This window comes from Myxococcales bacterium (genome assembly GCA_016706225.1).
Lineage (GTDB): Bacteria > Myxococcota_A > Polyangia > Polyangiales > Polyangiaceae > JADJKB01.
Genome location: JADJKB010000021.1, coordinates 556,716 through 568,628, shown reverse-complemented (window position 1 = coordinate 568,628; position 11,913 = coordinate 556,716). Strand labels below are relative to the sequence as shown.

Annotated in this window: 11 protein-coding genes; 3 read left to right on the top strand and 8 right to left on the bottom strand. The window is 66.5% G+C overall.

The genetic code is table 11. The annotated features are described in order from the left end of the window. Positions 1 to 120: 120 nt before the first annotated feature. Positions 121 to 1,488, top strand: coding sequence for a serine/threonine protein kinase (locus IPI67_27235; protein MBK7583875.1), 1,368 nt, complete (start codon positions 121 to 123; stop codon positions 1,486 to 1,488). Between the two features lie 23 nt (positions 1,489 to 1,511). Next, positions 1,512 to 2,732, top strand: a complete 1,221-nt coding sequence (locus IPI67_27230; protein MBK7583874.1) for a WD40 repeat domain-containing protein — start codon at positions 1,512 to 1,514, stop codon at positions 2,730 to 2,732. Between the two features lies 1 nt (position 2,733). Here the strand turns inward: IPI67_27230 and IPI67_27225 are convergent, their stop codons facing one another. The 8 genes from IPI67_27225 to IPI67_27190 form a co-directional block, all read right to left on the bottom strand. Next, positions 2,734 to 3,342, bottom strand: a complete 609-nt coding sequence (locus IPI67_27225; GenBank protein ID MBK7583873.1) for a hypothetical protein — start codon at positions 3,340 to 3,342, stop codon at positions 2,734 to 2,736. Between the two features lie 16 nt (positions 3,343 to 3,358). Then, positions 3,359 to 4,396, bottom strand: coding sequence for a DUF1501 domain-containing protein (locus IPI67_27220; protein MBK7583872.1), 1,038 nt, complete (start codon positions 4,394 to 4,396; stop codon positions 3,359 to 3,361). Continuing rightward, positions 4,396 to 4,686 (bottom strand): twin-arginine translocation signal domain-containing protein, encoded by a 291-nt coding sequence (locus IPI67_27215; GenBank protein ID MBK7583871.1) that lies wholly within the window; start codon positions 4,684 to 4,686, stop codon positions 4,396 to 4,398. The genes IPI67_27220 and IPI67_27215 overlap by 1 nt, the downstream gene beginning before the upstream one ends. Positions 4,687 to 4,697: 11 nt before the next feature. Continuing rightward, entirely contained in the window at positions 4,698 to 7,055 is a 2,358-nt protein-coding gene (locus IPI67_27210; protein MBK7583870.1) for a DUF1588 domain-containing protein, read from the bottom strand. A 199-nt stretch (positions 7,056 to 7,254) separates the two neighbouring features. Next, positions 7,255 to 7,746: a hypothetical protein gene (locus IPI67_27205; GenBank protein ID MBK7583869.1), complete on the bottom strand. Its 492-nt coding sequence runs from the start codon at positions 7,744 to 7,746 to the stop codon at positions 7,255 to 7,257. Between the two features lie 5 nt (positions 7,747 to 7,751). Then, on the bottom strand, positions 7,752 to 9,101 hold the full coding sequence (locus IPI67_27200; GenBank protein MBK7583868.1) for a hypothetical protein: 1,350 nt from the start codon (positions 9,099 to 9,101) through the stop codon (positions 7,752 to 7,754). Between the two features lie 43 nt (positions 9,102 to 9,144). After that, the gene (locus IPI67_27195) at positions 9,145 to 10,854 is read right to left on the bottom strand and encodes a hypothetical protein (protein MBK7583867.1); all 1,710 of its coding nucleotides are present in this window, start codon (positions 10,852 to 10,854) and stop codon (positions 9,145 to 9,147) included. Continuing rightward, positions 10,851 to 11,366 (bottom strand): hypothetical protein, encoded by a 516-nt coding sequence (locus tag IPI67_27190; protein MBK7583866.1) that lies wholly within the window; start codon positions 11,364 to 11,366, stop codon positions 10,851 to 10,853. The genes IPI67_27195 and IPI67_27190 overlap by 4 nt, the downstream gene beginning before the upstream one ends. Positions 11,367 to 11,457: 91 nt before the next feature. On the opposite strand from IPI67_27190, the gene IPI67_27185 reads away from it, so the two are divergent. Next, positions 11,458 to 11,910 (top strand): hypothetical protein, encoded by a 453-nt coding sequence (locus tag IPI67_27185; GenBank protein ID MBK7583865.1) that lies wholly within the window; start codon positions 11,458 to 11,460, stop codon positions 11,908 to 11,910. The last annotated feature ends 3 nt before the right edge of the window (positions 11,911 to 11,913 follow it).

The following is an 11,913-nucleotide window of genomic DNA, read 5'->3' as shown; positions in this document are numbered from 1 at the left end:
ACGTCGGAAGGGGCGGGCCCCCTCACACGGGCGAGTGAAGCCCCGCCATCTCGCGCTGGCTGACCCCTAGCGCCGGGCCCCTTGCACGTGGGATGATGTGCCCTTCGAACGAGGACGAACGTGAGTGAAACCCAGCGTTATCACGTGATCGAGCGGATCGCGGCCGGCGGCATGGCGGAGGTCTTTCGCGGCGAGAGCGCCGGCATCGAGGGCTTTCGCAAGAAGGTCGCCATCAAGCGCGTGCTGCCCAAGCTGAGCGCGAACCGCGAGTTCATTCAGATGTTCTTGGACGAAGCGCGCCTGTGCGCCTACCTGAGCCACAGCAAATGTGTGCAGGTGTTCGATATCGGCCAGGGCGGCGGCGCGCACTTCATCGTGATGGAGTTCGTCGACGGCGCGGACTTGAAAGAGGTCCAAGACTACCTGGCTCGGCACCAGCAGCCGATGCGAATCGAGGTCGCGTGTCGCATCGCAATGGATGTGTGCGAAGGGCTCTCTTATGCCCACGCGGCCTGTGACAACTCCGGGCGGCCACTCGACATCGTCCATCGCGACATCTCGCCGCACAACGTGCTGATCACCCGCCGGGGTGAGGTCAAGCTCGTGGACTTCGGATTGGCCAAGGCCAGCTCGCACCTGACTGCGGAGGACGAGGACATCGTCAAGGGCAAGTTCGGCTACCTCGCGCCCGAGGTCACGCTGGGTCAGAAGGCCGATCGACGCGTCGACATCTTCGCCGCGGGGATCTTGTTGTGGGAGATGCTCGCCGGGCGGCGGCTCTTCCTGGGTGAGAGCGACGTCGAGACCTTCAAACTCGTGCGTGCCGCGGAGATCCCCGACCCGCGCCAGTTCCGGCCGGACATTCCGGAAGAGGTCGTGCGTGTGGCGTTCAAAGCCCTGGCTCGCGAGCCCGCGCAGCGTTACCAGAACGGCGACGAATACGCGCGGGATCTGGGGCTGGTGCTGCGCCGTCTGGCGCAGCCGGTGACCTATCTCGACATCGCGGAAATCGTGGAGCTAGCCGCCGACGACCGGGTGAAGCGGCGGCGCGCCGAGGGCAAGGCGGCGGGGGCGGAGATTGGCGATCTGATCATCGATACGCTGCACGAGTTCTCGGGCTCGCCAGGCAGCCTGGCGTCCGAGGCGCTGCACGCAACCCTCGGTACCCCGGGCATCGAGGCCAAGGAAGGCGCCTTCGAAGACCCGAGTGGCTGGGGACTCGACGCGATGTTCGAGGAGGCCAAACAACAAGCGGAAGCGCCTGCGCCTGCGCGCGCACCCGCTACGGTCGCCGCCGCGGTCGCCCCCGCGCCTCCGCGCGCCGCCCCACCGCCGCCGCCCAGGCCGGCGGCAGCGGCCGCAAAGCCGCCAGCCCCCGAGGCCTCAGCGCCCGCCGACGGCGAGCCTCCGCCCCCACCGCGCGAGCGCATGAAGACAGACGAACCCAAGAAGGATGGCCCCTTCTGGCGTCGTTGGTTCGGAAGCTGAGCCGCTCTTCGCCGGGGGGCCGCGTGCGAGGTTCGACTCAGGCGCTTGCCGCTCTGACGCTGTCCGCTCCCATCCTGCTCGCTACCTGTACCGAGCAGCATGTCGGGGTCCGCCCCGTGGTGCCAGCAGCGGGGCCGTCGCTCACGCAGGCTTCCGCGGCAGCACCAAGCGAGGCAGCGAGCGCGCCCCCGGTCGCCGAGCCCATCAGCGGGCCAGCGCTGAAACCCAGCGAGGTGAGCTTTCATGAAGCTCCGACGATCCAGTTCAGCGCGGGGGCCACACTGAAGCCGAAAAAGCTCGCCGATCGGACGGCGATCTACGCGTTGTCGCCAGACACCAAGAGCTGGGTCATCGACGGTCCGAACAACACTGCCCTCCTGATCACACCGGCCTTTCCCAAGGGGATCTCTCATTCGGTCTGGGTCCCGAGCGCCGTGTTCTCCGACGACGGCTCGAAGGTCTTGATCTGGAGCACCTCGGATCTCGTGGTGCTCGACGTCGCGACGGGCCGAACGCTGGCAAAGCACACGGGGGACATCTGCGCCGCGCGCTTCTCGGGCGCGAGCACGATTGTATTTCACGAGTCATCGAAGGACGAGAAGGCACGCTTCTGGCGCTGGGCGCTCGACGCTCCGGCGCCCACCGCGCTGGGCGCGCTGCGTGACGCCGAGTACTGCTACGCCTCGAATGACGGGGCGAGCTGGTTGGTCGAGAGCTACGACAAACGTTGGTACCTCGACGGACGTACCGGCGCCGTACGACCGCTCGCCCCTCCGGCCAAGGGCGCGACGCTGTCCGGCGCCGGAAACCGCAGCTGCATCGGCAGCAGTGCGGGCTTGGTGTGTGTGCGCCACACCGACGAGCGTACGGAACGGGTCTGGAGTCGCCCGACCAGCGAGCGGATTGTCTTCGAAAGCAGCGGCTCCCACGCGATGGTCACGTTCGCGGAGAGCTCCGACGGGGTCTACTCGAGCTTCGCGCTGGTCGACTTCGAGACTCTAACGGTGCGCCGTCTTCGAGGTGCAAAGGCCCAGAGCGGCAGCTTGTTTGCGCTTTCGCCGGGCGCCAAGCTGCTGACCATCGGAAGCCGAAGCGGGCTCTACGCCTACGATCTCGAGCGCGCAAAAGTGCGCTTCGCGGCTCACAGCCCGCTGTTCGGCAACTTCGTGTTTCCGCACCACCCGCGCGTGCTCGTGGCGGGCACCGACGAACCGATGGATCTGTTCTTGGTCGACGTCCGCTAGCTCAGCCCGGTCCGGCGTCGCTGGGTGAGCCACCAGTGGAGCTTCCGCCGCTCCCGCCCGTTGCGGACGTGCCGCCGGTGCCGCCGGTCGTGCTGGTGCCGCCGGTCCCGCCGGTTGTGCTCGTACCGCCGGTGCCACCGGTCGTGCTGGTGCCGCCGGTCCCGCCAGTCGTGCCGCCACCACCGGTCGTGCCGCCGGTTCCTCCGCTCGAAGCGTCCTTGCCGCCGTCCGTGCTGGTGCCGCCGGTTCCTCCGGTCGAGGCATCGGCTTTGGTGCCACCCGTGCCGCTGCTGCCGCCGCCCCCGCCGCTGGTCGTGCCGCCGCTTGCGCCGGAGCCGCCGTAGCCCGCACCGCCAACCAACTCGTAACCGTCGGGACAAACCTTGCCGGTCTCGCACGTTCCGGCGACCAGCTCGCCCGCAGCGTTCTTGCACAGCACGTCCGGGCAAGGTCCGATACCGGCCACGCCCCCGCCGCCGCCGCCCTCACCGCCCGCCGCGCCAACGCCTGGCGTACCGCCGGAGTTCACCGTGTCGCTGATTTCCCCCGGTCCACACGACCCCGCGAGGAGCAGTCCCAGAACCGAGAGCGTCGAGCCCAGACGTGGCATGCGGAGAGCGACTGTATCAGCCAAATAGCGGGAGATCCTCTCCCGGCAGCTGGAACTGTTTGTCGAGCTCGGTGCCGGCGACCTGAGCCACATTGCGGAGCGCACGGTGAATGTGCTCCGGCCGCAGCCGAACCCCCGCGTCCCCGTCCACCACCGCCAGCGAATTGGGGTCGATGTTCTTGGGCTTTTGCGCGTCTTCGGTGGTCCCGCCGATGGCCCGGTTGCCTGCGATGCCAGGGCCCATCGCCAGGAAGCTGGTGATGGACCAATGGTCCTTGCCGGCGGTGGTGTTGGTGGCGTTGTAGTGAGGGCCGCGGCCGAAATCGCTGGCTGCGAGCACCACGATCTTGTTGCCGAGGCCATTGGCAGCGGCCTCGTCGTTGATGAACGACAAAGCGTACAGGAACTTCGCCAGCTGTCGGCGCTGATTGATGTCGTGACTGCCGTGGGTGTCGAAGCCGCCTAGGCTCACGTTGGCTGCTACAGCCAGGCCCGACTTGAAGGCAGCGATCGCGAGCTGCGCTTGCTGCAGCATGCGCTCGAGGTCGTTCAGCTGGTTGCCCGGCAGATCGACCAAACTCGTCGGGATCTGCAGGTTCTGCAGCTCGTTCTCGGACACGCGCGCCGTCAGCAAGCCGCTCATCGAACGCTGGATCGTGGGCAGGCGTTGGCGCTCGCGGAGTGACGCGATGCGCGCCGCCTGTGCTGCCGCGATGCGATCGAAGGTGCCTTGGGTGTGGTACTTGTCGCCCGCCAGGTTGTTGGGGTCGACGACGTTGGGGAAGGCGACCTTCTTCAGTGTCGCGACGCTGCTGACGCGCGTCAGCGGCACGATGTTCTGGGTCGAGTCGTAACCGCCGCTCGAGATGAAGGCCATGGGTTTGTCCGGCGCGCGCACCCCGGCGATCAACGCCCCGAGCGTCGGATACCCTTCGGAGATCCGCCCGGACCACATGGTGCGGTTGCCCGCGTCGTGGTTGTTGGTCGAGGTGTCGACGCCGTTCAGGACCGTGAGCTTGCTGCCAAGCTTGGTCAGGAACGCCTCGTTGTCCATCAAGTAGGGTCGTAGCCCGTGGTCGTGTCCAGTCCCATCGCGGCGAGATCGAGGGGGATCGGCGCGTAGGAGATGTTCCCGATCTTCTTGATCTCCGTGTAGAGCCGGTTGTGGTTCTGGTTCAGAGTTGGGTTGAACATGAACGTCGGGTCCCAACCGCCGCCCGCGTTGACCATGATGTAGAAGGGGCCGCCGTAGGGCGCGGAGGCCCCGGCATCCCGGGTGATGACGGGGGCCGAGATGGCGAGGCCCGCGAGCGCGGCTGCTTTCAAGAAGCTTCGTCGTTGCATGGCGGTCTCCCTCACTCGTACAAGAAGTGGAAGTCGGACAAGAGGTAGGTGATGACGGCCATCCAAGCTCGCACCGTGTAATCTGGATCCTTCTCCAGACGGTCGGCGGTGGGTAGGTCCGCATCGGTGTAGGGGTTCTTGCGCGCTCGGCAGGAGTACACGAGATCCTCGGTCAAGCTCTTGGCGGTGATGGCGGCTTTGCCTTCGTCGCGAGTCTCGACGAAGAGTTTGTAGGTCCGCTCCAGCTCCGGGTCCCCAAGCTCCAGGGCCTCGCCCAGTATGTGGGCGTGCAGGTACTGGATGTTCTTCTTGATCGCGGTGGCGTTCGACTCCGGCGTGTCCTTCACATCCACGTAGGGGAACAGGAAGCGCTGCGACGTGTCGTCGATCGACAGGTCCCAGGCCGTGGTCTGGCACGCCACCTCGTTCGCCATGCGCCAGCCGACATTGGCCATGACCCCGTTCGGTGATGAGAGGCGCTGGGTCACGTCGTCGGAATCGATGCCGCCATAGAGGATGCGGTAGTCCGAGCCCAGGTAGTCGGTCTTGTAATAACCCACACCCTTGCCCCAGGGCAGGCCGGTGATCGCGCGGATCTTCCGCGACATCACCTCGGGGATGATCAGGCGGCCGGTGCCGACGCCGGCCAGCTCCGCGCTCCGGTCAGCCGAGACGTCGACCTTGGTGTTGTGGCCGCGGAAGTAGGGGGACAGCACGATCTCTCGGACGACCACCTTCAAGTTGAAGTTCTCCTTCACGAAGGTGTCGCCGATGCGGCGGAAGAGCGCGTCCTGAGCGCTCCATGCGGCCAGATCTTGCGTGAACGTGGCAGCGGCGGCGTCCGGTGGATACTCGAGCGCGTTCTGCCCGGTGAGCGCCGTGTACATGGTGTAGACGGCGGACAGAGAGAAGCGCGGGTCGGCGACGACGTGTTCGGCGAGCCAGGGCAGGGCCGTCGCGTAGTCGCTGGTCGCCATCACCTCTTTGCCGTAACCCGGCGGGAACATCTCCTGGTGCCAGGTGTTGCCCGGCTCGTACTTCTCCTGGTCGTTGTCGTCGAACTTCTGGAACGACCCCGCGATGGGGTCGAGCATACGGTGGCAGACGTTGCAGCTCTTGTCCTCGCGGGTCGGGTTCGGATACGCCGTCGACAAGGTCGGGTCGATGGGGCGCTCGGCGATGCGCAAGATGTCCGTCGCCAAGAACAGCTTCAAGATCATGCGCGCGCGGTGCCGGTTCCGGTTCGTGGGCGTGGTCGGGAAACGATTCAACCAAATCGGGCTCGTCAGCACGCCGGCGTGGGGAATGTTCATCTGCGCCGGCTCACCCTTGGTGGTGTCGCCGAAGGCGATGATCTGGCCCTCCTGGAAGTCATTCTCGTCGTTCGGGTTCTTGAATGTGAGCTTGGCGTTGTAGATCTTGGCCGAGTACGGGTTCATCACCGTGTAGTTCGCGGCGACGACGTCGGTGAACGGCTTGTCGTTCTTGACGATGTGCGCGACGAGCTCGAGGGGCTCCCGGGCGAGCGCGCGATTTGCCTTCACCTTTTCGGCGTCGGCGAGGTTGTCGAACCAGGCCGTTCCGGCGTTCGGGTAGTGGGTTTTGTTCAGCAGGTTCGGCGCGTAGCTCGAGTACCCCATGTACCGATCAGTCAAGTAGAGGTCGTTGAAGATCTCCTTGATGCGGTCGTAGAAGGCGTCCTCTTTCATCACCTCCATCAGCGCGGGACCGAGCGCCGCTTCTCCCCCGGCGACCACCGCCTGAATTTCGTCCGGGTTCGGCAGGCGACCCGCAAGCTCCAGCGTAGCCTTGCGAAGCGTCTTCAAGGCGTCGAGCTGTGCGACGTCGTCGAAGGACATCGCCGAGCCCTGTCCGACGCACTTTTCCAGCGCTGGCAGGGTCTTAACGAACTGTTCGAGGGCTTTGTACTCGGCGCTGTCTGGCTCGAGCTGTTTTCCGCCGCCGTGTTTCAGGCCGCCGAGCGGCTTCTGCAAGAGTTTGCTCTGGCCGTCGACCTCGGTGTTGGCGAGCGCCACCACGCTCTCCAGATTCGCGTCCAGGAACCCCGGGTACGCCGACGGTAGGAGCAACAACTCCGAGCCCTCTTCGGTCGCGACACCGTCGGGGGCGTGACACTTCACACACACCTTGTTCAGGACCGGCGCCCACAGCTTCTCCGCGAAGTACTCCCGGGAGCTGAGGCACTGCCCCGTGGTTCCGGTGCCGCCGGCGCCGCCCTTGCCGATTGGATCCGGGTCGCTGCTGCAACCCGAGCCGGAGAGGCCAGCCCCGGTCGCCACGACCAACGCGACGAGCCGCGTCGTCGAGAGCCAGGCTGCGCCGTGTTCAGACCGATTGGGTCGTCGCATCCGAGTGTCCTCCGATGTGGCGAGCCAAGAAAAACAGCCCACCAGACTAGTTGACGCTACGGGACTCCCGAAATGACGTCAATCAAGTCGGACGCTGACGCGCACCGAGGCACCACTAGGAGCACACATGCGCGCACATCACGAGGCCAAGACAGCCGGCTTGTGCGTGGAGTCAAACGTCACTTCACCACTCACGCGCTCAGCGCGCGCCACTTCGCCAGCGGCCGACGAGCAGCGCGACTGCGGCGAGCGCTGCGGCAATGGCGTAGCCATCGATGGGACCCTCGGGCTCGACGCGCGCACCACAACCGTAGGTGGGTCCACACAGCTCGCCTTCGCCCGTGACGTTGGGATCCCGACCGGCCGCCAGCTCGTCGATGTCGCTCACGCCGTCCCCGTCGCTGTCGATCTGTTCGTCCCTCAGCGACTGGACCGCGGGAGCAACGAGGTCCGCGTCTTCGCCCTCGAGTCCGCCGAAGTCGATCATCGACTCTGCGAACGGCTTGAGAGCGGTTCCCGTGCCGCCGTTGGTCGTCAAGTGGCAGACCGTGCACGGCGGCGGGCAGGGTGAGCCTGCTGCGGTCTGCACCTTCTGCGGGTAGCTGTCGGAGGCCCGAGCAGACCCGGCGTGGAGGCCAGAGAACGTCATCGCGCCGATGAGGACGAGCCAGTGTTTTGAGTTCCGGGTCATGGCGGTCACAGGAAGACGTGGAGCTGAGCGAGCAAGCTGAACGCGCTCTCTTGGCGCAAGATGGCGTCGACGCGCAGATCACAGTGGGGCAGGAAGAACCAGTCGGCGGTCAGCCAGCCGCCGAAACGCGGTTTGCCCACGCCGACGGTGCGAGGGGTGTCGATGCCGGCGATGCTGCCGGCGGTTTTTTCGTAGCCGATGTCCAGCGCCTCGCCGGTCCCGCCGACGTGCAGCCCCTGGACGAGCTCGTAGTCGAGCTGGGCAAAGCCGACGTAGCCGAGGTCACGGCGGGTCGCGTGCAGTGCGTCCGCCTCGAGCAGCACGACGACGGGTTGCGTGGGCGCAAATCGGGCGAACGCGCCGTGGGCACCCCGCAAGGTCTTGGCTTGCTCCAGCGAAACGCGATCCGCCTGGGCGACCGTGACGAGGCTGCTGACGCCTGCGGCCACGGACTTTGCCGCCAGAACCTCGACCGTCGCGCTGTAGCCGCGCTCGCGGTACTTGTCGGGGTTGACCTGGTAGTTGCCGGCGATGGCCATCACCTCGGCGCGCACGTTCATGCCGCTGTAGGCGAGAGCGACACCGTGTTGCTGATCGGACTCTCGGTCGGTTCGCGTGCCCTCGCGCACCCACATCAGGTGTTCGCTCATCCGGATGCCGAACGGCAGGTTCATGCGCCCGGCGCGCAGCAAGAGATCACCGCGATCACCCAGATCGAGCCCGACCCAGTGGGTGCGCGAGATAAGGTTTATCTCGTTGCCTTGATTGGTCGTCACCTGGGCGGCCCGCGCGTGCGGTGAGCTCGCCTTGACCTTCGCGGCGCCGATGCTCCCGGCGACCCGCACCGGCCCGAGCTTCAGCTGACCGTAGAAGTCGTCCTGCATCGGAAAGACTCGGACCTGTCCGCCCCGGAGCAGTGCGGCTGCCCGCAAGCTGCCGCCGAGGAGCAACCAGTCGGGCTGCTCGAACAGGCCCCACAGGAACCCGGAACTCGAGCTCGGACCCGACTCGGTGGATTCAGCGCTGGGTTTGGTCGCGGGTTTCGCGGGTTTTTTCGCCTTCTCGTCGACGCTGAAGTCGTCGTCGAAGGAGTCGAAGGAGTCGTCCTTGGGTTTTTCCGTCTGACTCGCGGCGGCTGAGACGCTGTCGGACCCGTAGCGCATGCGCAGGAGCAGGTCGCTCTGCGCGCGCCCGTAGCGGGTCAAGAGCTCACCCCCCGACGGGTCGGCGTGGCAAGTGGTGCAGCCGCCGTAACCGTGACGGATCATCCAGGTGTAGGCGCTCGCCGGTGTGGCGATCGCAGACAGCAGCGTGAACGCCGAGAATGCGAGCAACGCGCGCAGGAGCGGGCGCATGGGTCGGGCCTTTTCCCGCAGTCTCGCCGCTCCGTCAATCACGTCAGCGGCTCTCACCATCGATGCGATAAGAAACTCCGCCCCAGCCACCGAAGTACTCGTCGATTGCGCCGCCCGCGATGTTCGCCTCACCCGGCTTCGGGTTCATGCTCAGGGCATACCGCCGGAAGTCGAAGCCGGCCATCAGCTCGAAGCCGGTGAAGAGCTCATAGCCCGCGCGCACGCCCGCGTCGAAGCCGCTCGCCCTGGCGTGAGGGAACCAGTTGCGGGTCGCGATTTCGCCAGCGCCGAGCACGAAACGATGGCCGAGCTCGGCGCCGATGGAGACCCGCGAGACCCGCACGCGGCCATCGATGCCGATGCGCGCGTACTCGTACGACGTGTTGGGAACGAGGGGGTTCGAGGGCGAGTCATCGACCCGGAAGCTGTGGTTGCCGTAGGTCAGCTGAACGCCGGCTTCGTGTACGTCGAGCGGCACGCGCCCGCGAACGCCCACGAACCACTCGCGCATCATGGTCGAATAACTCTGCCCGCTCGGGTCCCGGCTCTTCAACGCGAAGCCTTGTTCGTACGCCGCGGCAATGCCGAGGTGGGCCGGGACGCCGCCCATGAAGTGTGCGGCCGGATACCAGCGCAGCCACAACATGCCGGCCGGGGCCGCGCCCAGCTTGTACGAGCGGAGCACACCGAACAGGTCGTCCGTGTAACGAAAGTTGCGCGCGAAGGCCCGCATGCCGAGGCCAACCTCGAGGGCCGACGGCTTGGAGCCCGGCATGGGGGATTCCGTCTCGGGTTCGGGATCCGCCGTTGCGTCCGTTTCCTCGCCGGGCGCGGCGTCGGGCTCACTCGCTTGCGCGGTCTCTTCGCCGGGTTGCTCCTCCGGCAACATCGGCCCCGTCGCCTCGCCCAGTGGCCCCGCGAGTTTTTTCGCCAGATCCTTCTGGAGCGTGCGGCCGAGCGCCGCGAGGCCCGCCCCCTTGAGGGTCGTCTCGGTCATGAGCTCGCCGTCGCTTCCGTTGTACAGCGCGAGCGCGACACTGGCCGAGCCTCCAGAGATCTTCACCTCGCCCCCGATCAGGGCGTGAGCGCGCAGCGACGCAGCGGCGGCCGCGCGTTCCTTGGCGCTCGCGTCCTTCGCCGGCAGGAGCCCCTTCGTGTCCTTGTCGGACAGGACCTTCGTATCCTTGCTTCGCTTCACCGCCCTCACGATGTAGCTCTTGACGGTGCTCGCCTTCGAGCCGCTCAGGTCGAGGACGACGATGCGTTTGCCTCCGCCGTTCGGAAGTCTTGCCGCCGACAAGCTATTGCCGAGTTGTTTCCAGGCGCGTTCCTGGATCTTGCTCGCCAGATCGGCGGCACCGTCGCCGCGAAACTGATGGCTCTCGGCGACGTCGCCGTCCGCGGTGGTGCGCACCCTGAGTGCGACGGAAAGGTCCTTGCCCTGACCCTTGATTTCCAGCTGCACGACCGCCGCCACGCCCAATGATTTTCCCAGCGCCACCGAGCCACTGGGCTCACTCATGCGCGCGACCAGGCCGCTCGACGATTTTTTCAGGTAGGCGAGGCTCACTACGCGGATCTCAGCGTGCCCCAGCAGTGCCTTGACGACGGCAGACCGAATCAGCTCGGCGTTGGGTCCGCGAGCGTCATCGACCACGATCTGACGCACCTCTGCTGCCCGCGCGAAGCTGGACCACCCGAGGCAGAGACAGATCATCGACGCGAGCCACGCGAGCCGGAAGGATCGCGTCACCCGCCGCCTCCGGCGTCATCCGAACCCGAGTCCACGCCCCCGCCATCCGCGCCGGTACCCACCAGCGTGTACAGCCAGAGCTTGATGCACTCGACTTCGGTCGCACTGAGCGGCTTGGGGCCCGGAGGCATGCGGTCTCCGCACTCCGGAACCTTCTTCGTCACCTTCTCGAGGAAGTAGCTGTTGGTTGGGTCGGCAGAGTCGACCATGAGGCGGCCCGCGCAGTCCGTAGCGGTCGAGGGCACATCCACCACGCGTGCGGCAACGTTCTTCGACACCAGATCGAGCCCGCCGCCACCATCGACCTCGTCGTGACACAAGGAGGAGCCGCAGGCCTTGGGGAACAGGTCTCGCTCGACATCGAAACCAGGCGGGCAGGTCGGGCCGCCGTCCATGCTCGCGGTGAGGAAGCGGTCGGGATCGTCCAGGGTTCCGGGCGGGCAGCCACCCAGCCCGGCCGGGAGGAAGAGCGCTAGAGCGAGCGCCCATGAGGAAACCGAGCGAAACGACACCGACCGCGCATCCTACTACCGAACTCGGTGGTGGACGATGTTTCGCAGATATCCGTGGCGCGATCAACGCGCGCGAGAGTATTGAGCCCGCATGCGCAGCGTCCTAGTTCTGTCGATTCCGGCCGTGGTCTGGGCGTGTGAGCCGAGTGAGCCGGCCCGACCTCCACCGCAGCCAGGATACGCTCCGACGTACCAGGGTCCTCCGCAGACCTCCGCCGTCGACACCTCCAACCTTCCAGAGCGGAGGCCCGAGGACGTGTCGCGAGTCGTCGAGGCCGCCACACCCCGGTTCTCCGACTGCTACTTCCACAGTGAGTCGTACATGTTCGGCAAGAGCGGCACCTACACCGTGTTCTTCGACATCGACCAGGCGGGCGTGGTGACGGCGGCGACCGATGTCATCCCGCCGGGAGTCACGCTCCCCGGCGCGCCCCTCGCCGATCCGAAGCTGGGGCAGTGCCTGATTGCGGGCATGTACAACACACCCTTCGGCTTCGCCCGGGGCCCGCTCCGAGCCAGCTGGACGTTTCAGTTCGCCCGCTGAGCT

Bases quoted from the DNA above. Each gene is read 5' to 3' on its own strand.
- IPI67_27220 (MBK7583872.1), bottom strand. From the start codon at position 4,396: ATGGACAACGAGGCGTTCCTGACCAAGCTTGGCAGCAAGCTCACGGTC.
- IPI67_27200 (MBK7583868.1), bottom strand. From the start codon at position 9,101: ATGCGCCCGCTCCTGCGCGCGTTGCTCGCATTCTCGGCGTTCACGCTG.
- IPI67_27185 (MBK7583865.1), top strand. From the start codon at position 11,458: ATGCGCAGCGTCCTAGTTCTGTCGATTCCGGCCGTGGTCTGGGCGTGT.
- IPI67_27205 (MBK7583869.1), bottom strand. From the start codon at position 7,746: ATGACCCGGAACTCAAAACACTGGCTCGTCCTCATCGGCGCGATGACG.
- IPI67_27225 (MBK7583873.1), bottom strand. From the start codon at position 3,342: ATGCCACGTCTGGGCTCGACGCTCTCGGTTCTGGGACTGCTCCTCGCG.
- IPI67_27215 (MBK7583871.1), bottom strand. From the start codon at position 4,686: ATGCAACGACGAAGCTTCTTGAAAGCAGCCGCGCTCGCGGGCCTCGCC.
- IPI67_27210 (MBK7583870.1), bottom strand. From the start codon at position 7,055: ATGCGACGACCCAATCGGTCTGAACACGGCGCAGCCTGGCTCTCGACG.